Source organism: Pseudomonas sp. FP2196, from assembly GCF_030687715.1.
Classification (GTDB): Bacteria; Pseudomonadota; Gammaproteobacteria; order Pseudomonadales; family Pseudomonadaceae; genus Aquipseudomonas.
Map to the genome: position 1 here is coordinate 2,858,234 of NZ_CP117445.1, position 25,154 is coordinate 2,883,387.

Annotated in this window: 19 protein-coding genes; 5 read left to right on the plus strand and 14 right to left on the minus strand. The window is 60.1% G+C overall.

Annotated elements, in window-relative coordinates:
* Nucleotides 1-43: 43 nt before the first annotated feature.
* On the plus strand, nucleotides 44-790 hold the full coding sequence (locus PSH79_RS12835) for an SDR family oxidoreductase (protein ID WP_305443433.1): 747 nt from the start codon (nucleotides 44-46) through the stop codon (nucleotides 788-790).
* Nucleotides 791-940: 150 nt separating this feature from the next.
* Here PSH79_RS12835 and mapR read toward each other — a convergent pair whose 3' ends face one another.
* The 3 genes from mapR to PSH79_RS12850 all read right to left on the minus strand — a co-directional run bounded on the left by mapR (nucleotide 941) and on the right by PSH79_RS12850 (nucleotide 4,330).
* Nucleotides 941-2,350: a GntR family transcriptional regulator MpaR gene (mapR, locus tag PSH79_RS12840; RefSeq protein WP_008087199.1), complete on the minus strand. Its 1,410-nt coding sequence runs from the start codon at nucleotides 2,348-2,350 to the stop codon at nucleotides 941-943.
* Nucleotides 2,351-2,458: 108 nt separating this feature from the next.
* On the minus strand, nucleotides 2,459-3,901 hold the full coding sequence (gene ccoG / locus PSH79_RS12845; RefSeq protein ID WP_305443438.1) for a cytochrome c oxidase accessory protein CcoG: 1,443 nt from the start codon (nucleotides 3,899-3,901) through the stop codon (nucleotides 2,459-2,461).
* Between the two features lie 195 nt (nucleotides 3,902-4,096).
* Entirely contained in the window at nucleotides 4,097-4,330 is a 234-nt protein-coding gene (locus PSH79_RS12850) for a DUF3203 family protein (protein WP_305443440.1), read from the minus strand.
* Nucleotides 4,331-4,453: 123 nt separating this feature from the next.
* Between PSH79_RS12850 and PSH79_RS12855 the strand changes: the two genes are divergently transcribed.
* Nucleotides 4,454-4,966, plus strand: a complete 513-nt coding sequence (locus PSH79_RS12855) for an MgtC/SapB family protein (RefSeq protein WP_305443441.1) — start codon at nucleotides 4,454-4,456, stop codon at nucleotides 4,964-4,966.
* A 104-nt stretch (nucleotides 4,967-5,070) separates the two neighbouring features.
* On the opposite strand, the gene PSH79_RS12860 is transcribed toward PSH79_RS12855, so the two are convergent.
* The gene (locus PSH79_RS12860; protein WP_305443442.1) at nucleotides 5,071-5,229 is read right to left on the minus strand and encodes a hypothetical protein; all 159 of its coding nucleotides are present in this window, start codon (nucleotides 5,227-5,229) and stop codon (nucleotides 5,071-5,073) included.
* 218 nt (nucleotides 5,230-5,447) lie between these two features.
* Between PSH79_RS12860 and PSH79_RS12865 the strand changes: the two genes are divergently transcribed.
* From PSH79_RS12865 to glgB, 3 genes are all read left to right on the plus strand, one after another.
* Nucleotides 5,448-7,442: an alpha-1,4-glucan--maltose-1-phosphate maltosyltransferase gene (locus PSH79_RS12865; protein ID WP_305443444.1), complete on the plus strand. Its 1,995-nt coding sequence runs from the start codon at nucleotides 5,448-5,450 to the stop codon at nucleotides 7,440-7,442.
* Nucleotides 7,443-7,611: 169 nt separating this feature from the next.
* Nucleotides 7,612-10,953, plus strand: a complete 3,342-nt coding sequence (treS, locus tag PSH79_RS12870) for a maltose alpha-D-glucosyltransferase (RefSeq protein WP_305443447.1) — start codon at nucleotides 7,612-7,614, stop codon at nucleotides 10,951-10,953.
* Between the two features lie 2 nt (nucleotides 10,954-10,955).
* On the plus strand, nucleotides 10,956-13,187 hold the full coding sequence (glgB, locus tag PSH79_RS12875) for a 1,4-alpha-glucan branching protein GlgB (RefSeq protein ID WP_305443449.1): 2,232 nt from the start codon (nucleotides 10,956-10,958) through the stop codon (nucleotides 13,185-13,187).
* A gap of 118 nt (nucleotides 13,188-13,305) precedes the next feature.
* On the opposite strand, the gene PSH79_RS12880 is transcribed toward glgB, so the two are convergent.
* From PSH79_RS12880 to PSH79_RS12925, 10 genes are all read right to left on the minus strand, one after another.
* The gene (locus PSH79_RS12880; RefSeq protein ID WP_305443451.1) at nucleotides 13,306-14,376 is read right to left on the minus strand and encodes an autotransporter outer membrane beta-barrel domain-containing protein; all 1,071 of its coding nucleotides are present in this window, start codon (nucleotides 14,374-14,376) and stop codon (nucleotides 13,306-13,308) included.
* A 321-nt stretch (nucleotides 14,377-14,697) separates the two neighbouring features.
* Nucleotides 14,698-17,202: an autotransporter outer membrane beta-barrel domain-containing protein gene (locus PSH79_RS12885; protein ID WP_305443453.1), complete on the minus strand. Its 2,505-nt coding sequence runs from the start codon at nucleotides 17,200-17,202 to the stop codon at nucleotides 14,698-14,700.
* Between the two features lie 195 nt (nucleotides 17,203-17,397).
* Nucleotides 17,398-18,180 (minus strand): endonuclease/exonuclease/phosphatase family protein, encoded by a 783-nt coding sequence (locus PSH79_RS12890; RefSeq protein WP_305443455.1) that lies wholly within the window; start codon nucleotides 18,178-18,180, stop codon nucleotides 17,398-17,400.
* A 311-nt stretch (nucleotides 18,181-18,491) separates the two neighbouring features.
* A complete protein-coding gene (locus PSH79_RS12895; protein WP_305443458.1) occupies nucleotides 18,492-19,250 on the minus strand; it encodes a PIG-L deacetylase family protein in 759 nt (252 codons plus the stop codon).
* A 157-nt stretch (nucleotides 19,251-19,407) separates the two neighbouring features.
* Nucleotides 19,408-20,094, minus strand: coding sequence for a glycosyltransferase family 2 protein (locus tag PSH79_RS12900; RefSeq protein WP_305443459.1), 687 nt, complete (start codon nucleotides 20,092-20,094; stop codon nucleotides 19,408-19,410).
* Nucleotides 20,091-20,690: an SAM-dependent methyltransferase gene (locus PSH79_RS12905; RefSeq protein ID WP_305443461.1), complete on the minus strand. Its 600-nt coding sequence runs from the start codon at nucleotides 20,688-20,690 to the stop codon at nucleotides 20,091-20,093. The genes PSH79_RS12900 and PSH79_RS12905 overlap by 4 nt, the downstream gene beginning before the upstream one ends.
* The gene (locus PSH79_RS12910) at nucleotides 20,687-21,457 is read right to left on the minus strand and encodes a PIG-L deacetylase family protein (RefSeq protein ID WP_305443944.1); all 771 of its coding nucleotides are present in this window, start codon (nucleotides 21,455-21,457) and stop codon (nucleotides 20,687-20,689) included. The genes PSH79_RS12905 and PSH79_RS12910 overlap by 4 nt, the downstream gene beginning before the upstream one ends.
* Nucleotides 21,454-22,452 (minus strand): acyl-CoA dehydrogenase family protein, encoded by a 999-nt coding sequence (locus PSH79_RS12915; protein ID WP_305443946.1) that lies wholly within the window; start codon nucleotides 22,450-22,452, stop codon nucleotides 21,454-21,456. The genes PSH79_RS12910 and PSH79_RS12915 overlap by 4 nt, the downstream gene beginning before the upstream one ends.
* Before the next feature lies 1 nt (nucleotide 22,453).
* Complete coding sequence (gene glgX, locus PSH79_RS12920) at nucleotides 22,454-24,613, minus strand: glycogen debranching protein GlgX (RefSeq protein ID WP_305443462.1); 2,160 nt, start codon at nucleotides 24,611-24,613, stop codon at nucleotides 22,454-22,456.
* 226 nt (nucleotides 24,614-24,839) lie between these two features.
* Nucleotides 24,840-25,154: a DUF2934 domain-containing protein gene (locus PSH79_RS12925; protein ID WP_305443463.1), complete on the minus strand. Its 315-nt coding sequence runs from the start codon at nucleotides 25,152-25,154 to the stop codon at nucleotides 24,840-24,842.

The window sequence follows — 25,154 nt, forward strand, 5'->3', positions numbered from 1 at the left end:
CTTCCTCCCGACTGTTACGTGTGCATTCAGGGGAAAGGCCAGCATGGATAAAGTCATTGTGATCACCGGTGGCGGGCGCGGGATTGGCGCCGCTACGGCGCTGCTGGCTGCCAGGCAGGGCTATCGGATCTGCATTAACTACCAGTCAGATGAACAGGCCGCGCAAAGCGTGCTGGAGCAAGTCCGCGCGTTGGGCGCACAGGCCATCGCGGTACGCGCCGACGTCAGCATCGAGGACGAAGTGATCGCCCTGTTTCATCGAGTCGACACCGAACTGGGTCGGGTCACTGCATTGGTGAACAACGCCGGCACTGTCGGACAGAAATCGCGGGTCGACGAAATGTCTGAATTTCGCATCCTTAAAATCATGAAAACCAATGTCCTGGCGCCGATCCTCTGCGCCAAGCACGCGATCCTGCGCATGTCGCCCAAGCACGGCGGGCAGGGCGGCAGTATCGTCAATGTGTCGTCGGTTGCCTCGCGACTCGGTTCGCCCAATGAATACGTCGATTACGCCGCGTCCAAAGGCGCGCTCGACACCTTTACCATCGGGTTGTCCAAGGAAGTGGCAGGCGAAGGAATTCGCGTGAATGCGGTGCGTCCGGGTTACATCTACACCGACTTCCATGCCCTGAGCGGCGATCCGGATCGGGTCAGCAAGCTTGAGTCGGCGATCCCGATGGCCCGGGGCGGGCGCCCGGATGAAGTGGCGGAGGCGATTGTCTGGTTGTTGTCGGACAAGGCTTCTTATGCGACGGGGACGTTTGTTGATCTGGGGGGCGGGCGGTAATACCGGGGATTGATAGCGTCATGTCGGGCCCCATCGCTGGCAAGCCAGCTCCCACCGGTTTCGATGCAGTTCACAAACTCTGTGTTCAACACAAATCCCTGTGGGAGCTGGCTTGCCAGCGATGGGGCCATTGCAGGCAACATCAATCTGTCAGAACGACCGCACAATCCGCCCCAACGTCTCCATCGCCTTCTCCGAATCCTCGGTCCACGGGCTGCCGTAATTCAAGCGGATACAATTCCTGAACCGCTGGGTTGGCGAAAAAATCGGCCCTGGCGCAATGCTGATGCCCTGCGCCAGCGCCATCTGAAACAACTTCAACGAATCCATCTGCGGTGGCAGTTCCAGCCACAAGAAGTAGCCGCCCGCCGGTTGGCTGACCCGGGTTTGCGCCGGGAAGTAACGGGCAATAGCCGCGAGCATCGCGCTTTGCTGTTCTTCCAGCGCATAACGCAATTTGCGCAGATGCCGGTCGTAGCCGCCGTGTTGCAGGTAGTCGGCAATCGCCGCTTGAGCCGGCATCGAGGCGCACAGCGAGGTCATCAGTTTCAGCCGTTCGATCTTCTGCGCGTAACGCCCGGCAGCGACCCAGCCGATGCGATAGCCGGGGGCCAGGCTTTTGGCGAATGAGCCGCAATGCATCACCAAACCCTCAGTGTCGAAGGCCTTGGCCGGTTTCGGCGCTTGCTGGCCGTAATAGAGCTCGGCGTAGACATCGTCTTCGATCAGCGGCACTTGATGGCGGCGCAGCAGTTCGACCAGTTCCTGCTTCTTCGCCTCGGGCATGGTCGCGCCCATCGGGTTCTGGAAACTGGTCATGCACCAGCAGGCCTTGATCGGGTGGCGCTCCAGCGTCTGCGCGAGTACGCCAAGGTCGATGCCATCGCGCGGATGCACGGGGATTTCCACGGCTTTGAGTTTCAGCCGTTCAAGCACTTGCAGGCTGGCGTAGAACGCCGGGGCTTCGATGGCCACCAGGTCGCCCGGTTCGGTTACGGCTTGCAGACACAGGTTCAGCGCTTCGAGGGCGCCATTGGTGATCAGCAGTTCTTCCATCGGCAGCATCAGCCCGCCGACCATATAGCGCAGGGCGATCTGCCGGCGCAGTTGCGGGTTGCCCGGCGACATGTCGGTGACCACCATGCGCGGGTCCATCTCCCGGGCGGCGCTGGCCAGCGAGCGGGACAGGCGTTGCAGCGGGAACAGCGTCGGGCTGGGGAACGCCGAACCGAACGGTACGGTGCTGGGGTCCTTGATCGATTCCAACACGGAGAACACCAGTTCGCTGACGTCGACCTCTGTCGAATCGTTGACGTGGCTGCTGATCACCGGCTCCGAGAACGGACTGGGGGCGTGGGTGTTGACGAAATAGCCGGAGCGCGGGCGGGCGCGGATCAGGCCACGGCGTTCGAGCAGGTAATAGGCCTGGAATACCGTGGACGGGCTGACGCCGTAGGTCTGGCTGGCGTAACGCACCGAGGGCACGCGCTGGCCGGGGCCGAGCACGCCGGAGCGGATCAGTTCAGCGATGTCATCGGCGAATTTTTCGTAGCGTTTCATCGAGGAACCTTGGTGCTTGTTGATTGATGGGTGTCATGGGAAAAGCCCCTCAGCCTAGCCTTCTCCCCTCGGGAGAGGGCTGGGGTGAGGGGAAACGATTCTAACGGCTCAACGATTCATCGGCGCCACAAACCTGCTCTTCGCCACGCTGTAAACCTCTGGCTCATTGCTGTCGGCAATCTTGAAACTCAACGTCTGCGAGCTGCTGCTCGGCCGATCCGTAGTCATCGCCACCGATACCGGCACATCGACAATCTCACCCGGTGCCAGGCTCAGTTCGGTCTTGCCTTGCAACTGGAAGCCGTCACCGTCCACCAAGGTCAGGTTGTAGTTCTGGCGCTGCTGGGTCTTGTTGATGACTTTCAGCGAGTAGATGTTTTCGATCTGGCCCTGACCATTTTCACGAAACAGTCCGCGATCCTTGGTCACGTCCAGCGACACCATGGGACGTTCCACCAGGGCCAGTGCCAGCGCACCGATCATCACCAGCAACACCGCGACGTAACCGATCAGCCGTGGTCGCAGCAGATGCGTTTTGCCGCCCTGCAATTCGCGCTCGGAACTGTAGCGGATCAAACCGCGTGGGTAGTTCATCTTGTCCATGATCGAATCACAGGCGTCGATGCACGCCGCGCAACCAATGCACTCCATCTGCAAACCGTCGCGGATGTCGATGCCGGTCGGGCACACCTGCACGCACAACTGACAGTCGATGCAATCGCCCAGTCCGGCCTCAACCGGTTTCACATCACGCTTGCGCGGGCCACGGTTTTCGCCGCGGGCCACGTCGTAGGCAATCGTCAGGGTGTCCTTGTCGAACATCACGCTCTGGAACCGCGCGTACGGGCACATGTGCATGCACACCGCTTCACGCAGCCAACCGGCATTGATGTAGGTGGCGGCGGTGAAGAACAGCACCCAGAACAGGCTGACTCCGCCGATTTGCAGGGTCAGCAGTTCTTCGGCCAGTGGCCGGATCGGGGTGAAGTAGCCGACGAAGGTCAGGCCGGTCATGACGCTGATTGCCAGCCACAGCGTGTGCTTGGCCGCGCGCCGGGCCAGTTTGTTGAGGCCCCATGGCGCGGCTTGCAGTTTGATCCGCTGGTTGCGCTCGCCTTCGGTGATCTTCTCGCACCACATGAAGATCCACGTCCACGAACTCTGCGGGCAGGTGTACCCGCACCAGACCCGCCCGGCGAACACGGTGATGGCGAACAGGCCGAATGCAGCAATGATCAGCAGAGCCGAGAGCAGGATGAAATCCTGTGGCCAAAAGGTTGCGCCGAAGATGTGGAATTTGCTCTCGGAAAGATCCCATAGAACAGCCTGACGCCCGCCCCAGTTCAGCCACACGGTGCCGAAGAACAGCAAAAACAGAAACCCCGCACCACTGATGCGCAGGTTACGAAACAGGCCGGTGAAGCTGCGGGTGTGGATCTGGTTGTCGCTGGATTTGGCCGTCGCCTTCATTGGGCGTGCGGGCACCTTTTTTATATGAGGAGCTATTGTCGGCGTTGCTTCTACGGTTCGGACGGGGATTTGTTCGCTCATGGTCGTTCGCTCATCAGCCTCCATCAGGCCGATGCACTATGAGCGCCGATCTGTTTGCATAACAGACTCAGGTATTTCAATAAAAAGCGGATCAGATGGTGTCGGGCTCAGACCCTGCGACAACTTGAAGCAGCCCACAGACAAGGGGGCAAACGCCTATCCCAGGCGTTTGCGTGGGGTGTTGATCTGAGTCAGTCAGATCACCGAATCACTCTCTTCTGCCTTCAGGTGCTTACGCCCGTCTATGGCTCCGGCCACGGTCAAGGCGTCGGCTTCTGCTTCGGTGATGTAAATACGCTGGCCTTCGATTTCCACGGCCGACATGGATTTTTCACTGTCGGTGATCACTGTCACGTCCTCGCACAAGCGGATCTGCTCGCCGTTTTCAACGGTGAAAAAGCAGGTCTGGTTTTCGATTCGAACGGTCATGGTGGCTGTCCTTTTTCCAGGGGGGTCTGAAACGTTAGGGCCCAGGCTTTGCCAATCGTTCTGCGCAACTGATTAATGGTCGCCGCTGTCCATCCTCTATAAACCTCTTGGAAGGACGGCAGGATGAACGCGTGGTGGCATGAAGTGTGGGTAACCCTGCAAGCGGAATTCGCCGACATCGGCGATGCCTCACAGCTCACGCGGATCACCGTGCGCCTGCTGATGGCGGCGGTGTTGGGCGGGATTCTCGGATTCGAGCGTGAACACAAGGGCAAGGCTGCCGGTGTACGCACGCACATGCTGGTGGCGCTGGGGGCGGCGCTGTTTGTCCTGGTGCCGCAAACCTCGGGGGCTGAGTCTGACGCGATGAGCCGGGTATTGCAGGGAGTGATTGCAGGGGTTGGCTTCCTCTGCGCCGGCACCATTCTGAAAAATCAGGAAGGCGATGAAGGCCACGTCAAAGGCCTGACCACGGCGGCCGGGTTATGGATGACCGCTGCCATCGGGGTCGCAGCCGGTTTGGGCAGAGAAGCGACGGCGCTGCTCAGCACGATGCTGGCGTTGGGGATTTTCAACTTGATGCCACGGATCGTCAGGTTGTTCGAGAAGGACGACCAGAAGAATGACCACCTTTAGAACCCTGCAGGAGCTGCCGAAGGCTGCGATCTTTTGATTTTGATTGTTAAAACCAGGATCAAGAGATCGCAGCCTTCGGCAGCTCCTGCCAGGGGCATGCGAGCTTAAAGGATCACCGGCGGCATGGTCGTCGGTGGTTCTTCCTTCGGTGGTGGCGTGGTGCCTGGCGGTTCCTGCTCGGGAATCGGTTGAGGCTCGGTCTCGGTAATCGTCGGGTTGTCGATGTTCGGATCAGGGGTTTCAGCCGGGATCGGGATGTTCATCAGATAGACCTCCGTGTGGCACATGGCGTGAGAAGTGCTTAAGTGAGTTGACCACCTCTCGGCGAATTCGATCCGCTTTTTCAACCAGGCAAATTTCGCTGAACTTTTCCCGGCGCAGGCTGCTCGGAACCTAAGTGAGTTCATTGCGGGGCAGGCGCTTCGTTGCGAAAACTGATCCGCTACAAGAGCGTCCTTTGGGCGTTAAGGAGAGATGCTCAATGACTGCTGAAAAACCCTCAGAGCTGAGCTACAACCCGCACATGCCGCTGTCGCAGGCATTGCTGTTACCACGCATTGTCATCGAAAACACCATGCCGACCCTCGACGGCGGCCAGTTCGCCGTGAAGTCGATTGCCGGACGCGACGTGGTCGTCACCAGCAAGGTATTTGCCGACGGTCACGACAAACTGGCGGTGCGCATTCGCTGGCGTGAGGAGGGTGAAGACACCTGGCAAAGCGAGGTCATGGCCGATCAGGGCAATAACGGCTGGAAAGGTCAGTTCCGCCCTGAGCATCAGGGTCGTTTTGTGTACTGCATCGAAGCATGGATCGATCATTTCGCCAGTTTTCAGTACGAACTGGAAAAGAAACACACCGCCGGCGTGCCCGTCTCGCTGGAACTGCAAGAAGGCCGAACCATGGTGCAACAGGCCGCCGAGCGCAGCGAAGGTCAGCTGAGCGAACAACTCGCCGCCCTGCATCACGAACTGTCCGGTCTGCTCGAAACCGAGCAGGTGGCGCTGTTTCTGCACTCGCGCAGTGCGCAATTGATGGCCCAAGCCGATCACCGCGCGTATCTGAGCGTGAGCCCCGAGTTCCCCATGGATGTCGAACGTGAGCTGGCTGAATTCGCCAGTTGGTATGAACTGTTTCCGCGCTCGATCACCGATGATCCCAACCGTCACGGCACCTTTAACGATGTCCACTCTCGGTTGCCGATGATTCAGGACATGGGGTTCGACGTGTTGTACTTCACGCCCATCCACCCGATCGGCCGCGCCCACCGCAAGGGTCGCAACAATTCCCTGACTGCCGGCCCGGATGATCCGGGCAGTCCTTATGCCATCGGTAGCGAGGAGGGCGGCCACGAGGCGATTCACTCGCAACTTGGCACCCGCGAAGACTTCCGCCGTTTGGTGGCTGCCGCCGCCGATCATGGTCTGGAAATCGCCCTCGATTTCGCCATCCAGTGTTCTCAGGATCACCCGTGGCTCAAGCAGCATCCCGGCTGGTTCAACTGGCGCCCCGACGGCACGATCAAATACGCCGAGAACCCGCCGAAGAAATATCAGGACATCGTCAATGTCGATTTCTATGCGCCGGACGCGATCCCGAGCCTGTGGGTCGAGCTGCGTGACATTGTTGTCGGCTGGGTCGAGGAGGGCGTGAAGATCTTTCGCGTCGATAATCCGCACACCAAGCCGCTGCCGTTCTGGCAATGGCTGATCGCCGATGTGCGGGCGCTGCATCCTGAAGTGATCTTCCTCGCCGAAGCGTTCACCACGCCGGCGATGATGGCGCGTCTGGGCAAGGTCGGCTACACGCAGAGCTACACCTATTTCACCTGGCGCAATACCAAATCCGAGCTGGCCGCTTATTTCACCGAGCTGAATGAATCGCCGTGGCGTGAATGCTACCGGCCCAATTTCTTTGTCAATACGCCGGACATCAACCCGGCGTTCCTGCATGAGTCCGGGCGCGCGGGTTTCCTCATTCGCGCGGCACTGGCAACCATGGGTTCGGGCCTGTGGGGCATGTATTCCGGTTATGAACTGTGCGAAGCGGCGCCGGTGCCGGGCAAGGAGGAATATCTCGATTCGGAGAAGTACGAGATCCGCGTCCGCGATTTCACTGCGCCCGGCAACATCATTGCCGAGATCGCCCAACTCAACCGCATCCGTCGACAGAACCCGGCGTTGCACACGCATCTGGGCCTGACGATCTACAACGCCTGGAATGACAACATTCTGTATTTCGGCAAGCGCAGCTTTGACGGCAGCAACTTCATTCTGGTGGCGGTGAACCTTGATCCACACAACGTGCAGGAAGCGAATTTCGAACTGCCGTTGTGGGAAATGGGCTTGCCTGATGATGCCACGACCCACGGCGAAGACCTCATGAACGGGCATCGCTGGGACTGGCACGGCAAATATCAGTTCATGCGCTTAGATCCGGCTTACCAGCCATTCGGCATTTGGCGGATTACTACCTGAACACAGATCTCCTGTGGGAGCGAGCCTGCTCGCGAAAGCAATTTTGCAGGCGACATTTTTGCTGAATGTTGATCCGCATTCGCGAGCAGGCTCGCTCCCACAGGTTGCTCATTGAGTTGGAGTCAGGTGATCGGCTCACGGCTTTTCTAGAATTGAACAGGAGTTTCACATGGCGAAGAAACCCAAGGCAGCCACCTTCATCAAAGACCCGCTCTGGTACAAGGACGCGGTGATCTATCAGGTTCACGTCAAATCGTTTTTCGACTCCAACAACGACGGTATCGGTGACTTTCCCGGCCTGATCGCCAAACTTGATTACATTGCCGAACTCGGCGTCAACACCATCTGGCTTCTGCCGTTCTACCCGTCACCACGCCGTGATGATGGCTACGACATCGCCGAATACCGTGGCGTACACAGTGATTACGGGACCATGGCCGACGCCAAGCGCTTTATCGCCGAGGCGCATAAACGCGGTTTGCGGGTGATCACCGAACTGGTCATCAACCACACCTCCGATCAGCACCCGTGGTTTCAGCGTGCGCGCAAAGCCAAGCCGGGTTCAGCGGCGCGGGATTTTTACGTGTGGTCAGATGACGACCAGAAATACGACGGCACGCGGATCATTTTCCTCGACACGGAAAAGTCCAACTGGACCTGGGACCCGGTCGCCGGGCAGTACTTCTGGCACCGTTTCTACTCGCACCAGCCAGACCTGAACTTCGATAACCCGCAAGTGATGAAAGCCGTGCTCTCGGTTATGCGCTACTGGCTGGACATGGGCATCGACGGCCTGCGTCTCGACGCGATTCCGTATCTGATCGAACGCGATGGCACCAACAACGAAAACCTCCCGGAAACCCACGACGTCCTCAAGCAGATCCGCGCCGAGATTGATGCGAATTATCCCGACCGCATGTTGCTGGCCGAGGCCAACCAATGGCCGGAAGACACCCAGTTGTACTTCGGTGACACCGATGCCGCAGGCCTGAATGGCGACGAATGCCACATGGCGTTTCACTTCCCGCTGATGCCGCGGATGTACATGGCGCTGGCCCAGGAAGATCGTTTCCCGATCACCGATATTCTGCGTCAGACCCCGGAAATCCCCGCCAACTGCCAATGGGCGATTTTCTTGCGCAACCACGACGAACTGACGCTGGAGATGGTGACCGACAAGGAGCGCGACTACCTGTGGAATTACTACGCCGCTGACCGCCGCGCGCGAATCAACCTCGGCATTCGTCGGCGTTTGGCGCCGTTGATGGAGCGCGATCGCCGCCGAGTCGAGTTGCTCAACAGCCTGCTGCTATCGATGCCGGGCACGCCGACCCTGTATTACGGCGATGAAATCGGCATGGGCGACAACATCTACCTCGGCGACCGCGATGGCGTGCGTACACCGATGCAGTGGTCAATCGACCGCAACGGCGGTTTCTCCCGCGCTGACCCGGCCAGCCTGGTGCTGCCTCCGATCATGGACCCGCAGTACGGCTACTTGTCGGTCAATGTCGAAACCCAGGCCGGCGACCCGCATTCGTTGCTCAACTGGACGCGGCGCATGCTCGCCGTGCGCAAGCAATCCAAGGCGTTCGGCCGTGGCACGCTGAAGATGCTCTCGCCGAGCAACCGGCGGATTCTGGCCTACACCCGCGAATTCACCGATGCTGATGGCAAGCACGAAATCATTCTCTGCGTGGCCAACGTGTCGCGCAGTGCGCAAGCGGCGGAACTGGATCTGTCGGCCTACGTCGGCATGGTGCCGGTGGAGATGCTCGGCGGTAATGCATTCCCGCCTATTGGCCAATTGAATTTCCTCCTGACCCTGGCGCCGTACGGCTTCTATTGGTTCGCACTGGCGACTGAAAACCAGATGCCTAGCTGGCACGTCGAACCGGCGCAGAGCCTGCCGGACTTCACCACGCTGGTGCTGAAACAACGCATGGAAGAACTGCTTGAAGCGCCGTCCCGCGCGACGCTGGAGCAGGGCATTCTGCCGAGCTGGCTGCAAAACCGCCGCTGGTTTGCCGGCAAGGATGCGGCTATCGACAAAGTCAATCTGGCTTACGGTGTGCGCTTTGGCGATGCGCAGCATCCGGTGCTGCTCAGCGAAATCGAAGTCACCAGCGGTGGCCAGACCAGCCGTTATCAACTGCCGTTTGGCTTTATTGCCGAAGATCAGGTCGGCGCGGCGCTGCCGCAACAATTGGCGCTGGCCCGTGTACGCCGCGTGCGTCAGGTCGGGTTGATCACTGATGCATTCAGCCTTGAGGCGTTTATCCGCGCTGTCCTGCAAGGCATGCAAAACAACACCGTGCTGGAGTCGGCCGAAGGCGAAATCCGCTTCGAACCGACCCCGCATCTGGACAAACTCAACCTGGGTGGCGAGTCCGAAGTGCGATATCTGTCGGCCGAGCAATCAAACAGTTCAGTGGTGATCGGCAACAGTCTGGTACTTAAGCTGATCCGCAAAGTCGCTTCTGGCGTACACCCGGAACTGGAGATGAGCGCTTACCTGACAGCTGCCGGATTTGCCAATATCTCACCGCTGCTCGGTTCGGTGATTCGCCGCGACGGCCAGGGCGAGGACAATCTGCTGATGATCGCCCAGGGTTATCTGAGCAATCAGGGCGACGCGTGGGAATGGACGCAGAACAACCTCGAAAGGGCGTTGCGCGACGAACTGGCCGATGCCATGTCCGAGCAGGACCAGCACTACAACGCGCTGAGCGAATTGAAGGATTTTGCCGGGATGCTCGGCCAGCGTTTGGGTGAAATGCATCAAGTGCTGGCGGCGCCAACCGACAATGCCGACTTTGCGCCGCAAGTCAGTACGGCCAAGGATATGCAGGCCACTGGCAAGGATGTCGCCGGGCAGGTGGAGCATGCGTTGAAGCTGCTCAAGCAGCATCAGGGCGAGCTTAGCGCGGCAGATCAGAAACTGGTCAAGCGACTGGTCGATGAGAAAAAAACCATCCTGGCCCATGTGCAGGAACTGGCGAAAAAAGCCGTCGGCGGTTTGCGTATTCGCGTGCATGGCGACCTGCATCTGGGCCAGGTGCTGGTGATCAAGGGCGATGCCTATCTGATCGATTTCGAGGGTGAACCGGCGCGGCCATTGAGCGAGCGTCGCGGCAAGCACAGTCCTTACAAGGACGTCAGTGGTGTGCTGCGTTCATTCGATTACGCGGCGGCGATGACCATCAACGTGCACAACGTCGATCACAGTCCTGAGTCAGAAGCGTCCCGTCATCGTGTGGCCGAGCGTTATTTGCGTGAGGCTCGAGAGGCATTTGTTCAGGCATATCGCCGTGCGGCAGCTAGTCTTGATCATGCCTGGCAAGATCCTGATGGTGCCGACGCCGCACTGGCGTTGTTCGGTCTGGAGAAGGCGGCCTATGAAGTGGCCTATGAAGCCGAAAATCGCCCGACGTGGCTGCCCGTGCCGTTGCACGGTTTGTATGGGTTATTGACGGGGCTTAAACCCTTTTCCGATCTTGGTGGAGAGTAGTCATGAGTTTCTCGAACAAGGAACAGGGTCAGGTCAAAGAAGCATTGCTACCGTCAGCCAGCGATATTGACGCGCTGGTACGTGCGGAACATCAAGACCCGTTTTCCATTCTTGGCCCGCACGGCGATGGCGCCGGCGGGCAGTTTATCCGCGCCTATTTACCGGGTGCGCTAAGCGTTGTGGTGTTGGACAAGGAGTCCGGCGAAGAACGCGGTCCGTTGGAGCAAAGTGAAACGCCGGGATTGTTTGTCGGTCACTTCGATCAGGCGCGGCCGTATCTGCTGCGCACTCGTTGGGCCGGCGGCGAGCAGGTGGCGGAAGATCCCTACAGCTTTGGCCAGTTGCTCGGTGAAATGGATTTGTATCTGTTCGCCGAAGGCAATCACCGAGACCTCAGCGCCTGCCTTGGCGCACAACTGACAACGGTCGATGGCGTCGATGGCGTGCGCTTCGCCGTGTGGGCGCCGAATGCGCGGCGAGTGTCGGTAGTCGGTGATTTCAACGTCTGGGACGGGCGTCGGCATCCGATGCGTCTGCGCCACCCATCCGGGGTCTGGGAACTGTTCATCCCGCGTCTGCAAGCGGGGGAGTTGTACAAATACGAAATCCTGAGTGCCCAAGGGATTCTGCCGCTCAAAGCCGACCCGATGGCGCTGGCCACCAGCCTGCCACCGGACACGGCGTCGAAAGTCGCCTCGCCATTGCAAGTCGACTGGCAGGATCATGACTGGATGAACGGCCGCCGCGAACGGCAGAAGCATTCGGCGCCGCTGTCGATCTACGAACTGCATGCCGGTTCGTGGCAGTGCGAGCTGGATGATCTCGGCGAGGTCGCGCGTCAGTACACCTGGCCGGAACTGGCCGAGCGCTTGATTCCCTATGTGAAAGAGCTGGGCTTCACCCACATCGAATTGATGCCGATCATGGAACACCCCTTCGGTGGCTCATGGGGCTATCAATTGCTCTCGCAGTTTGCCCCGAGCGCGCGTTATGGCACGCCGGAGCAATTCGGCGAGTTCGTCGACGCCTGCCACCGCGCCGATATCGGCGTGATTCTCGATTGGGTGCCGGCGCATTTCCCGACCGATACCCACGGCCTGGCGCAATTCGACGGCACCGCGCTGTACGAGTACGGCAATCCGCTGGAAGGCTTTCATCAGGATTGGGACACGCTGATCTACAACCTCGGTCGCACCGAAGTGCATGGCTATATGCTCGCGTCGGCGCTGCACTGGTTGAAGCATTTCCATATCGACGGCCTGCGGGTCGACGCGGTGGCCTCGATGCTCTATCGCGACTATTCGCGCAAGGCCGGCGAATGGGTGCCTAACCGCCACGGCGGGCGGGAGAATCTGGAGGCGATCGACTTCCTGCGTCATTTGAATGACGTGGTTGAACTGGAAGCGCCGGGCGCGCTGGTGATCGCCGAGGAATCCACGGCATGGCCGGGCGTCAGTCAAAGCACCCAGCAGGGCGGTTTGGGTTTTGCCTACAAATGGAACATGGGCTGGATGCACGATTCGCTGCACTACATTCAGCAGGATCCGGTGTACCGCGCCCATCACCACAACGAGTTGAGTTTTGGCCTCGTCTACGCCTGGTCCGAGCGCTTTATCCTGCCGATCTCCCACGATGAAGTGGTGCACGGCAAGCATTCGCTGATCGACAAGATGCCCGGCGACCGCTGGCAGAAGTTTGCCAACCTGCGCGCCTACCTGAGTTTCATGTGGACCCATCCGGGCAAAAAGCTGTTGTTCATGGGTTGCGAGTTCGGCCAGTGGCGCGAGTGGAATCACGATCAGCAACTCGATTGGTACTTGCTGCAGTATTCCGAGCACAAAGGTGTGCAGAAACTGGTGGGCGACCTCAATCGGCTTTATCGCGAACTACCAGCGCTCCATGATCAGGACGACGCTCCGCAGGGCTTTCAGTGGTTGATTGGCGATGATGCGATCAACAGCGTGTACGCGTGGTTACGCTGGAGCAAAGAAGGCGAGCCGGTGCTGGTGGTGGCCAACTTCACGCCGGTGCCGCGTCAGTCGTACCGGGTCGGCGTACCCTTTGCCGGGCGCTGGACGGAATTGCTCAACAGCGATGCCGACACCTATGCCGGTTCCAACTATGGCAATGGTGGCGGGGCGTTTACCGAGGAAGTACCGAGCCATGGCCAGTCGCTGTCGCTGGAGTTGAATCTGCCGCCGTTGGCGGTGTTGATCTTGCGGCCGGAGGGCTGATCGAATACCGAGTCGCTGCCATCACGGGCAGGCTCACTCCTACAGAGGAACGCATTCCAAATTGTAGGAGTGAGCCTGCTCGCGATGGCGTCGTTTCAGCCACCGAAAAAGCAGTGGCTCACCACCTCATCCGCACCCCGAGGCTGCCAATCAACCCATTCAGGTCATTGTCATCCACATCACTGCTGTAATCGGCGCTCACATACAGACTCACTGCAGGCGTCACCCGCGCCACCAATCCCAATCCCAACTCAACGGTCGAGGATTTGCGACTGCTGCTGATCTTGTCGACCTGATCCAGTGTCACCGTGTTGCCGGTATACACCGTGTGCCAGAGGTTGGTGCGCACGTAGGGTTCGACCGGCAAGCCATTCAGGTCATAACTGCCTTTCAAGCGGGCACCAACGCGGCCGCTCCAGGAGGTCACATCCGTTGAAGAGGTATTGCCAGAGCCCGCGTAAGGTGTGTCGAGGGTGATGCGCTGATTGATCAATTGCGCCTGCGGTTCAACCACCCAGTTTTCGCTCAAGCCGATCGGATAACCGCCTTCGACCGAGAAGGTGACGGCGCTGCCTTCGGTGGCTTGCCGTGCACCTTGTTCGTTGCGGCTGAAGCCGCTGACCCGGCCGCCACTGGCTGACAGGTCGACGTGCCAGCCCTTTGCGCCCGTCAAGCTGTAATACGCACCAAGGCTTTGGCCCTGGAGGTTAAGCGTATCGGTGGTCGGGTCGCTGAGGGCGCGGCTGGTGATCAGCCCGTTGCCATTGGCTTGAATCTGGTTCTGACCGCCGATGAGTCCTATGGTCTGGGTAGGCCCATTGCCGCTTCGCAGGGTAAGGACAGCGGGACCTTTGAAATGACCGCTGCCAGGCGTTGCGAAGCTTGAGGACAGCACGTCGGTTTGCGCTTGTCGGGCACTGCGCCCGTAAAGCTGCTCCCAGGCACCCGGGGCGAGATCTTCTGTAATGAGATTGGCCCCTTGCAGGTCCGGGCGCGGGTCGATGCGTTGCGGGCCGGGCGTGATCACTGTCGCGGGCAGGGTCATGACCGGTACGTTCTCTCGATACCACGGGGTAGTTTCATCCGTCGCAGGGCCGGCCTGCACCTCCATGGATGAGCACAGCAAGATAGAACTCGACACTGTGCAGAACCTTATTTTGATCTCGTGTGGGTTGAATGAAGTTTTCATGGAGGTCTACCTTGCAAGCGCATGTGGCATCTCGATATGGCGTCTCTCCTACCCCGAACGAGGGGCGACCGAATGGAGCGGGGCGAACCGTGGCCGCTCGATTTCGCGAGTGTCCTGAGGGTCGCCCCGGAAGTAAATCTCGGGGTAGTAAGGTAGAGATAAGAAGAGCTGTGCTCGCGCGTCAAGAAATTGAACGATGAGCGGTAGTGGTAAATCGGGCTTCGCAAGCGTTTGTTTTTCTGTACATAACTAAGTGTTTGTTTGTATGGAAAAACGCCATGAAAGCCCCGCGCCAGAGGTGTTTTATTACCGACGGAAGGTCTACCAGCTAATCCGGATTCCCAGGTTCCCCGTCACGCCGCGCAGATCATTACTGTCAATATTGCGGCTGTAATCAGTGCTGGCGTAAACGCTGACGGCTCGGTCGAGGGTGACCACCACACCGAGTCCGAGATCCGCCGTTGAGGACTTCTGTTCGGTGCTGATCACATCGCTGTCGCCAAACGTCACCGAATCGGTGCCGGAAAACGTATGCCAAAAGTTGGCGCGCAGGTAGGGTTCTACGGGCAAACCGCTGACTTCATATCGACCCTTGATCCGCGCGCCGAGCCGGCCGGTCCACGCACCGTCGGAGTCGAACGACACGCGCGAAATGCCATCGTCCTGACTGTCGAGGGATATTTTCTGGTGAATGACCTGTGCTTGCGGTTCGACCACCCAGGTGTCGTTGATCGGCAACGGGTAGCCAGCCTCTGCCGACACGGTCAGCGCATGCCCGCGATTGTCCAGTTTTATGTCTCGATCTGAATGGTTGTCGCCATCGAAGCGTGTGCCCATGACCACGGTATCGATGTACCCGCCATAGGGATCGGTCAGCGTCCAGTACAGGCCGTAGCTGTCGCCTTCAAGTTTGATTTTGCCGGCGCTGTTGCCCTCGAAGCCTTCATTGAAACCATCGACGTCTCCTTGTAAACGGCTGTGGCCGACGAAGAAACCGATGCGTTGGGTCTGGCCGCCGGAGGTCTGCGAGCTGTACAGGTCATTGCCGACCTGAAAGCCGTTGAGCGATCCGTCCAGGCGCGGGGTGACCGTGCCGGCCCAGGTTTGCTCTAGATTTTTCCCATAGACCCGGCCCCAACCTGCACCGAACGCGCCGGTTTCGTTGAGCAAGCGCTGGTCGCCCTGACGATCATGGAAAGTCCCCAGCGCGTTGAGGGTCAGTTGCGCGGCGGCAGGCGGCAGCACCGACCAGGTCGGAACTTCTGGACGGTACAGCGGAATAGGCGCGGCCCCCGCCACGGCTGCGGGCAAAACCGGCAACGGCGGACTGCCAGCAGGAGCCACGGCCGCGATCGGTGCGGCAACCACAGGCACCAGAATCGGCGGCAAGGTCGGATCAGGGTTAGGCACACTCACCACTTGTGGCGCGACAATGGCCGAGCGCAAGTACCAGCTGTTTTCAGTACCGGCAGTCACGCCGCCCTTGAACAGGTAATAGTCGTAGGCCCCGGCGGAAACCGGGCCGTTCAGAGTAAAGGCGTTATCGGCGCTGACCGTGCTGCCTTGCGCCTGCACCAGTTGAATGCCGTTGACCAGAGTCAGCGCGCCCAGCCCGCCAAGATTGGTGACGCTGATCACTGTCCCGCCACTCAGGCTGCCGTTGTTGACCACCAGTTTATCGCTGGGCGAGTCGTCGCCTGCCACCACACTTTGCAATAACAACTGGCCACTGTTGCCGACGTAGTCGCCTTGTACGGTCAGCGTGTCGTCGGTGCGGCTGTTGCCCTGAGTCAGGTCAATGACGCCTGAGTTGTTGAACTTCACCGCTTGCCCGGCCACTGCCGCAGACACCGTACCTTGCGTCGACAGCACGACGCTGTTGGCATCGACATTCAGCTCGCCACTGCCGGTCCCGGCATCACCCAGCACAAGGTTGCTTGAGCCCAGATCCAGTTGCGAGCCGTTGTTCAGATTGACTGTTTCCCAGTTGATGAAGCGCGTGGGCAGAGCCGTACGCGTATTGTCGAAGGTCAATACATCATTGCCTGCGCCGCCATCGACGTTGGGGGTGAGGGCGAGGATGCTGTCGTCGAGGTTACGCAGGGTGGCGCTGTCATCGCCGACGTCCATCAGGATCGCTGAACGGATGATGCCGCCATCCCACAGCAAGCGGTCGTCACCGGTACTGGCGCGAATCTGGCCAACAATTTCGCCACCGCTTACGGTGATGCTGTCGTTGCCGCCGCTGACGCTGACGTTACCGCCAATGCGGCCTCCGGTCACGATGATGGTGTCGGTGCCGAAACCGGTGACCAGATTGCCCAGAACCTGCCCGCCCGACATATCGAAAATATTGTTGTCGAGTTTCATGTCGACCCGGCCGATGGTGCCGCCGGTCATGCGCGCGATATCGCCGTCCTCGAAGGCTGCAACGATGGTGCCGCCGGTCATGAGGAAGGTGTCGCGACCGTCGCCTTGTGCGAGGAAACCGATCGAACCACCAGTCATCACAAAGTCATCAATACCGCTGCCCTGGTTGACAGCGAGGGTGATGACGCCGGAATTGATTTCTACCCGGTCAGCACCACCGCCGAAGGTCACGCTGCCGTTGATCTGGCCGGTGCCGTTGGCGGGGAGGGTCAGGCTGTTGTTACCTGAGAGGTCGGTGAGCGGGCCGCTGCTGTCACTGTCGCAGGTGTAGGCGTCGTTCCCCGCGCCGGGCGTCAACACACACGCCGACCAGGCTGGTGGACTGACGAGCAGCACCAGGGAGGCGGGCAAAATAAAGGTGTGCGGCAAAATTCTCAGAGATCTGATAGATCGCATCACGGCAATTCCCTGCTTTAGCCAATGGGGAATTCATCCTTGGGTGGGTGCTTGATCTAAAAGCCTCCGAAGCTAATAAACTACGTGAGATCTGTACCCTAACGTTTTGAAAATGCCGATCCTTCAGCTTTTTAAGGTGTAGTTATTTTTCCGCGCTGATCAAACAGTTCTGACAGACGGTATTATCGCAACCCGTCAAAGATGCACTTCAACCGCGAGCGGCAGGTGATCGGAGAGGTGCGTCCACGGCTTGTTGCCGAGGATCTGCGGATCGTGGCTGCTGGCGTTGCGCAGATAGATGCGGTCCAGGCGCAACAATGGAAAACGGGCCGGATACGTCTTGGCCGGGCGCCCGTGATGGCGTTCGAAGGCTTCGTGCAGATATTCGCGACGGGCGAGGGCGACATTGCCCTGCAACTGCCAGTCATTGAAGTCACCGGCGATGATCACCGGTGCATCCTCAGGCAGCGACTCAAGCAACTGACAGAGCAGTTGCAGCTGCAATTGGCGATGGCTTTCGAGCAGACTCAAATGCACGCAGATCGCGTGGACTTCGGCATGCCCCGGCACGTCCAGCACACAGTGCAATAACCCACGGCGCTCGGGGCCGGTGATCGACACATCAAGGTTGCGGTATTCGCGAATCGGGTATTTCGACAGCAGGGCGTTGCCATGGTGGCCGTCGGGATAGACCGCGTTGCGCCCATAAGCGAAGTCGCTCCACATGCTGTCGGCGAGAAATTCGTATTGCGAGGTTTGCGGCCATTCGTTATAGCGGCTGGAATGGCGTTCGTGTTCACCCACGACTTCCTGCAGGAACACAAGATCGGCCGAGGTGCTGCGCACTGCTTCGCGCAGCTCCGGGAGGATGAAACGCCGGTTAAGCGCGGTGAAGCCCTTGTGGGTATTGACCGTCAGCACGCGCAGGCGATGAATGACGGGGGCGTCGACGGCGTGACGCTTGGGGTCGCTGGACACGTTCGCTCCTATGAATCGTGGCTATCTGTTCATGCGACTGATGCGGCAGGACGACAGTTCCTTTGGATCAGCCCACATAACCGTGCAGGCTCGCTCCTGCATTGGAAGGGAGGTGTTCGCGTTTTTCTTGCTCGCCAATCAGACCCGCCACTGAATCTGCCGGCCCAGCACATCCATCACATCATTCGTTATGGGTCATCGAGATGTGCGAGTTCAAGCAGCAAAGGATCGCAACCTGCGACTGCTCCACAGAGGGCGGTGGTGGTCGTTAAAGATAATTCAGTGTGGCAGACGCATGCTTCCCGCGGCCGTCAGACGAAGACGATTTCATAGGGCAAACGCATCCGCTCCAGAATCACCGGTGGCAGCATCGGGGCGATGCCGATCGCCGGTTCGCCCTTGAGCTGGCTGGCGTAGGCGTGGGTGGCGTGGCTTTTGCGCGCGACGGTCCAAGTGTCGAGGCGCAGTTTGCGTGCGCGCTGCCAAGGGATCAGTTTTTGATCGCGCTCTGGCCAGTGCCAGGCCCAGACCGGCACATCGTGGAAGGTCCCACCGGCCAGTTCGGCAGCTTCGGCGGCGGCGCGACCCACCGCCTCATGATCGTCGTTGCCATCCCCGCGCCAAGTGCTGAACACCACGTCACCGGGCCGCAAGTAGCGGCCGATGAACTCGGTCAGTTGAACATGCTGGTCGGTCAGGGCGTTGTCGGTGAAACCGCCGCGCACCCATTTCAGGCTGTGCATCGGCAGGCCGAGGCGACGCAGGGCTTCGACGCTTTCCTGCGGGCGAAATACGCTCAGGCGTTTTTCCGACCATTGGCGCGAGCCGGGGTGGCTGGCACTGCCGTCGGTGATGGAGAGCAGTTGCAGCGGATGACCAAGACTTGAGAGTAATTGCAGCAGGCCGCCGCAGGTCACCACTTCGTCCCCGGGGTGCGGGGCGATCACCACGGCGCGGGCGCCGGGCGGCACCAGACTGCGGGTGTTGATGACGGGAATATTGTCGAGTTGCGGGGCGCTGTTCCAGATTTGCGCCGACGGGCTGTTTTCGATGAGCGATAACGGTTTCATGGGTACGACGTCCTTGTGTTGTCTCGCCCTCAATCGTGCTCGCAGTCCCGAATATCCGACGCGGCCGACCCGTGAAGGCTGGTTGATTGCCGTGCGGTGCTCCGAACCCTGGATTGCCGCGCAGCAGAGTATTGCTCATGAAGCGTGGTTCGTCGCGTCACAGATCAATCTGATCCGCTTTTTTTTGTTTCATCTGTGCCAGATTTCGCAAGTAGTCGCCAAATCCGCCACGCGCGCGGCTGTCGAAGCGGGCGCTGGTATGCACTTGTGGGCGATGGCTCCAGGCGATGTTCGCGCCGACCAATTCCAGCTCCCGCACCAATTGCACGTCTTCGTCGCAGGCCAGCGGTTTAAAGCCTCCGGCCCAGCGATAGGCATCGGCGCTGACGCCAAGATTGGCACCGTGGATATGACGATGGCCGTCACAGGCCCGATAGTGACGGTGGTAGTGGATTTGTGCCGCTTCATCGAACGATTCATGCCAGCGCTCGACAGTGACCGTGCCGCATACCGCGTCCGCACCCAACCCGAGCTGCGCCACCAGCCAGTCATCGGCGACGCGGCTGTCGGCGTCGGAGCAGGAGATCCAGCGCGCCCCGCGCTCAAGCAACAGCTGCGCGCCGGCGGCACGGGCCTGGCCGACATTGCGCGCATCAATATGCAGGCTCTGCACCGGATAGCCGCTGACGATCTGCGCCGAGCGATCAGTGCAACTGTCGAGCACCACCAGCACTTCAACCCGTTCGCCAGCGAGCAAACCGTGCCGGCTGGCCCTTAGCGCGGCGTTCAGGCAGTCGTCGAGCAGGTCTTCTTCGTTGTGTGCCGGGATCAAAATGCCAATCATCGCAAACCCTCCAGCGCCGCCACCGAGCGCGGTTCGCGACTCCATACTTCAAGAATAAAGTCGGCCTCCTGATGCAGCACCACGCGCGGCAAGTGCAATTGTTCGTGGATCAAGTCGTGAACCTGCCGTGCATTCAACGGGCAGCCGTCGATGGGGGGGCGCCAGTGGCAGGCCAGCAGTTGGCCGTCGGCGGTCAGGGAATCGCTGATCTGGCGGATTACTTCTGTCAGATCTTTACTGTCGAGGTAGTAGCCGATCTCGCTAAATACAATCAGGTCGAATTTTTCCTCCGGCCAGTCGCCGGGCAAACGACTTTGGCGTACTTCGGTGTGATCAAACAGGCTCAATCGGGTGGTCGCCAGATTCACCGCAGCGCTCGCCGTGTCACAGCACAGAAGTCGGTCACAGCGACCGGCCAGTTCGGCACTCAACTCGCCATTGGCGCAGCCCGGCTCGAAAATTGACCGGTAATGCGCACGCGGCAAAGCGGCGAGGGTCATTGCGCGTTTGCGTTGCTCATACCAGCGCTGGCGGAACGCCCAAGGGTCATCGTTGCCGGCGAACAGGCCTTCGAAGTAACGATCCTCGACGCTCATAGAAACACCACTTCGAACGGCTGCAGCAGGCGATCGAGCACGTACGGCGCCAGCACCGGGCCGAGTCCGGCGGCCACGTCGCCTTCCAGTTGGCTGGCGAAGGCGTGTACTGCGTGGCGTTTGCGCGCCACTTGCTCAGGCGACAGCAGAATCTTGCGTGCCCGTTGCCACGGCACCAACGTGTCTTCAGGCGTTGCCCAGTGCCATGTCCACACGGGTAGCTCATGGCAGGTTGCGCCGACTCTGCGCGCCGCTTCGATACTGGCGCGACCGACAGCCTCGTGGTCGCAATGGCCGTCCTCGCGCCAAGTGGTAAAAATGACATCATCGGGGCGCAGATGCCGCTCGATAAAGTCGCTCAGCTCAGCTTCTTGCGCCGCTACTTGCGTGTCAGTGAAACCGCCACGCAGCCATTTCAATCGATGCATGGGCAGGCCGAGGCGCCGTAGCGCTTCGGCGGATTCCTGCGGGCGGATCACGCTCAGGCGCTCCACCGGCCAGCGCTCGGAGCCGGGATGACTGGCACAGCCGTCGGTGACCGAGATCAATTGCAGCGGGCGGCCCGCAGCGGCAAGCAATTGCAGCAAGCCGCCGCAACCGAGTACTTCATCGTCCGGGTGTGGCGCGATGATTATTGCTCTTGCGCCCGGCGGAACCAGACTTTGAATATCAATGCTGTCCAGTTGCGCCAGTTGCCGCGAACCCTGCCACTGGTGCAGGGACGTGCCTTGGCCGACGATCGGATTCTCTTTCTTGACGGCGTTCATAGCATCCATGCCTCTTCGGGTTGATCGGCAACCAATTGGCCGAGGGCGGCGAGGTCGCGTTCGGCGTGGCTTTGACGCAGAAACACCGGCAGATCGGCGATCAGCCGGGCGAAATGCCGATCCTTGCAATAGGGCCCGGCCCCCAGGGCACGCCCGGCTTCGCGGATCACGTGCTCGGCAGATTGTTCCACCACGGCGCGGGCGCGCCGGGCCAGCAGTTCGGCGCTGTCCTCAGGATTTGCATCGATGTGCAACGCGCTGAAGCGCAGGACATCGGCGGCCGCCTGCAAGGCAGTGTCGACCGCGCCGAGATGGGCGAGGGCATGCGGCTCGTCTCGATGGGCACAGTGTTTGCGCAGGCATTCACCGATGTGCCGCGCAGCGCCATACCAACACGCTGCGATGCCGATCCCGCCCTGCCAGAAACCCGGGCGTTGCAGGTAATCGCCGGGGTTACCGATGGCCTGCGCTTCGGCGCCGTCGAACAGTACTTCGACGCTGCCGGTCGCGCCCATACCGACCGCTTGCCAGCCTTGATCGGTGACGGTCACGCCCGGTTGATCCAGTGCGACGGCGACCAATTGTTGCTGATCGTCGGCATCCCACGCGGTGAGCAGCGCATGGCTCAGCGCGGCAGCGCCGGAACACCAGGCCTTGCGTCCGTGCAGCGTCACCAAGTGCCCGGCGGGGCGCACTTGCACCCGCGCTTGCGGCGGTTCTGCCGCCCACATGCCCCACGTGCTGCCCGGCGTTGGCGAACCACCCAATTGCTCGATGATTGCCAGCGCGTCGGTATGGCCTTCATAGAGTTTGCATAACCCCAGATCATGCCCGCCGACATCAGCCAGATGCCGAAAACGCTCCAGCGTGTGACCGCTGCCCGGCAGCGGCAAACGATCCAGTCCGGCTTCAACCATGGCTCGCAGGCACCCGCCGAGCGCGAACGTGTCGGCATAGTCCGGTGGGCGGCGGGCCAGATAGTTCTGCAAGTCCATATCAGTCTTCTTCTTCACGTTGCAGTTCAAACAGCAGCAGCGAACGCCCGGTGACCGAGTACTCGTGACCGAAGTCGAAGCGCTCCTGGCCACGGATCGCCGGCTGATTGGTGTCGATCATGCACGTCCAGAAACTGCCCTCCGGGACTTCCGGCAAGGTGAAGTTGACGATGTCGTGATGGGCGTTGACCACCAGCAGCAGGGTCGCGTCGGCACCCTTGCGCAGAATCCCGGTTTCCTGCGCGCGGCCGTCGAGCAACATGCCCAGGCAACGGTTGTGCGCATCATGCCAATGCTCTGTGGTCATCTCGGTGCCGTCCGGGGCGAGCCAGGTGACGTCCTTGACGCCGATGTCCTCGTTGTACTCGCCGACCAGGAAGCGCCCACGACGCAGGATCGGATAAGCCAGACGGAGCTTGATCAGGCGTTTGACGAATTTGAGCAGGGCCTTGCCGTCCTCGCTCAGGTCCCAGTTGACCCAGCCGATCTCGCTGTCCTGGCAATAGGCATTGTTGTTGCCATCCTGAGTGCGGGCGAATTCGTCGCCGGCGACGATCATTGGCGTGCCTTGCGCCAGCAGCAGCGTTGCGAAGAAGTTGCGCATCTGCCGATGGCGCAGGGCGTTGATTTCGGGATCGTCAGTGGGGCCTTCAACACCATGGTTCCACGACAGGTTGTTGTTGCTGCCGTCCTGGTTGTTCTCATCGTTGGCTTCGTTGTGCTTGTCGTTGTACGACACCAGATCGTTGAGGGTGAAGCCGTCGTGGGCAGTGATGAAGTTCACCGATGAATACGGCCGCCGGCCGCGCTGGTTGAACATCTCGCCGGACGCGGTCATGCGGCTGGCAAAGTCGGCGACCTGGGCGTCGTCACCCTTCCAGAACGCGCGCACGGTGTCGCGGAATTTGTCGTTCCACTCGACCCAGCCCGGCGGGAAGTTGCCGACCTGATAGCCGCCGGGGCCGCAATCCCACGGTTCGGCGATCATTTTCACCTGACGCAACACCGGGTCCTGACGGCAGGCAACGAGGAAGCTGTGACGCTCATCGAAACCGTCGTGATAGCGGCCGAGAATAGTCGCCAGGTCGAAACGGAAGCCGTCGACATGCATCTCGCTGGCCCAATAACGCAGCGAGTCGGTGACCATTTGCAGCACGCACGGGTGGCTCAGATCCAGCGTGTTGCCGGTGCCGGAATCGTTGATGTAGTAGCGCTTGTCGTCGGGCATCAAGCGGTAATACGAGGCGTTGTCGATGCCGCGCATCGACAGGGTCGGGCCTTGCTCGTTGCCCTCGGCGGTGTGGTTGTAGACCACGTCAAGAATCACTTCCAGATTGGCTTCGTGCAGGTGCGCGACCATCTCCTTGAATTCGGCAATCTTGCCGCTGGCCAGATAGCGCGGATCCGGGGCGAAAAACGCGATGCTGTTGTAACCCCAGTAGTTGGTCATGCCTTTGTGCAGCAGATGCTGATCGTTGACGAAGGCATGGATCGGCAGCAACTCGACGGTGGACACGCCGAGCTTGCGAATGTGTTCGAGCACATCGTCGACCATCAACCCGGCGAAGGTGCCGCGCACATTCTCCGGCACCGAGGGATGGCGCATGCTGATGCCGCGCACGTGGGTTTCATAAATGATCGTCTTGTCCCACGGCACGCTGACGCGATGGTCGTTGCCCCAGGTGTGGGCCGGGTCGATGACTTTGCATTTGGGCACGAATGGCGCGCTGTCGCGTTCGTCGAAACTGAGGTCGGCGTCGGGGTGGCCGATGGTGTAGCCGAACAAGGCTTCTGACCACTTGAGTTGGCCGACCAGTTGTTTGGCGTAGGGGTCGATAAGCAGTTTGTTGTGGTTGAAGCGGTGGCCGTTGGCCGGGTCATACGGGCCGTAGACGCGGTAGCCATAAATCAGCCCCGGATGGGCGTCGGGCAAGTAGCCGTGGTAGATCTCATCGGTGTATTCGGGCAGTTCGATGCGTTCGAGCTCGACTTCACCGGCATCGTCGAAGATGCACAGTTCGACCTTGGTGGCGTTGGCGGAGAACAGGGCAAAGTTCACCCCCAAGCCGTCCCAGGTCGCACCGAGCGGGAAGGGCAGACCCTCACGAATTCTCGAGGGCTCGGCGTGCTGTGCGGGCTCGGCTTTTTTTGGACGGGTCATGATTGCTCCTGCAAAAAAACGGGTGAATTCTGGGCTGACACAAATCTTCAGGAGTGAGCCTGCTCGCGATAGCGGTAAATCCGGCGACATCGATGTTGACTATCAGCAAGCGATCGCGAGCAGGCTCACTCCTACAGGGGTTATGCGTGTTTCTTGAGGGCGAACGACCCCTCTGTGGCGAGCACGCCCGCCACACAGTCATTCAGTTCAATAATCGGGGAAAGCGTCAGTTCGCCGGGGGCTTGCGTGGCACCTTAGGCTTTTTCTCGACTGCTTTTTCGCCCGGTGGCACGACTTTGGCGGCGCTCGCAGGCTTGGTTTTGGCCGGGGCTTTGGGCTTGGCGGCTGGCGCCTTGACCTCGGCGGTCTTGCCAACGGTTTTGCTGCCGGCAGCCTTCGGTGATTTCTTCGGTGCCAGTGCTTCGGCCTCGGCCAGTTTGCGCGCCATCTCCCAGTGGCGCTCTTCGTGGCCCTCGGGCTTACCTTCCGATTCCCAGATCTGATAGGCGAATTCGCGGATGCGTTTATCGTCGGTGCTCAT

Bases quoted from the DNA above. Each gene is read 5' to 3' on its own strand.
- PSH79_RS12835 (WP_305443433.1), top strand. From the start codon at position 44: ATGGATAAAGTCATTGTGATCACCGGTGGCGGGCGCGGGATTGGCGCC.
- PSH79_RS12865 (WP_305443444.1), top strand. From the start codon at position 5,448: ATGACTGCTGAAAAACCCTCAGAGCTGAGCTACAACCCGCACATGCCG.
- glgX (WP_305443462.1), bottom strand. From the start codon at position 24,613: ATGACCCGTCCAAAAAAAGCCGAGCCCGCACAGCACGCCGAGCCCTCG.
- PSH79_RS12925 (WP_305443463.1), bottom strand. From the start codon at position 25,154: ATGAGCACCGACGATAAACGCATCCGCGAATTCGCCTATCAGATCTGG.
- treS (WP_305443447.1), top strand. From the start codon at position 7,612: ATGGCGAAGAAACCCAAGGCAGCCACCTTCATCAAAGACCCGCTCTGG.
- PSH79_RS12915 (WP_305443946.1), bottom strand. From the start codon at position 22,452: ATGGACTTGCAGAACTATCTGGCCCGCCGCCCACCGGACTATGCCGAC.
- PSH79_RS12855 (WP_305443441.1), top strand. From the start codon at position 4,454: ATGAACGCGTGGTGGCATGAAGTGTGGGTAACCCTGCAAGCGGAATTC.
- ccoG (WP_305443438.1), bottom strand. From the start codon at position 3,901: ATGAGCGAACAAATCCCCGTCCGAACCGTAGAAGCAACGCCGACAATA.
- PSH79_RS12885 (WP_305443453.1), bottom strand. From the start codon at position 17,202: ATGCGATCTATCAGATCTCTGAGAATTTTGCCGCACACCTTTATTTTG.
- PSH79_RS12900 (WP_305443459.1), bottom strand. From the start codon at position 20,094: ATGATTGGCATTTTGATCCCGGCACACAACGAAGAAGACCTGCTCGAC.
- PSH79_RS12850 (WP_305443440.1), bottom strand. From the start codon at position 4,330: ATGACCGTTCGAATCGAAAACCAGACCTGCTTTTTCACCGTTGAAAAC.
- PSH79_RS12910 (WP_305443944.1), bottom strand. From the start codon at position 21,457: ATGAACGCCGTCAAGAAAGAGAATCCGATCGTCGGCCAAGGCACGTCC.
- PSH79_RS12895 (WP_305443458.1), bottom strand. From the start codon at position 19,250: ATGAAACCGTTATCGCTCATCGAAAACAGCCCGTCGGCGCAAATCTGG.
- PSH79_RS12860 (WP_305443442.1), bottom strand. From the start codon at position 5,229: ATGAACATCCCGATCCCGGCTGAAACCCCTGATCCGAACATCGACAAC.
- glgB (WP_305443449.1), top strand. From the start codon at position 10,956: ATGAGTTTCTCGAACAAGGAACAGGGTCAGGTCAAAGAAGCATTGCTA.
- PSH79_RS12880 (WP_305443451.1), bottom strand. From the start codon at position 14,376: ATGAAAACTTCATTCAACCCACACGAGATCAAAATAAGGTTCTGCACA.
- mapR (WP_008087199.1), bottom strand. From the start codon at position 2,350: ATGAAACGCTACGAAAAATTCGCCGATGACATCGCTGAACTGATCCGC.
- PSH79_RS12905 (WP_305443461.1), bottom strand. From the start codon at position 20,690: ATGAGCGTCGAGGATCGTTACTTCGAAGGCCTGTTCGCCGGCAACGAT.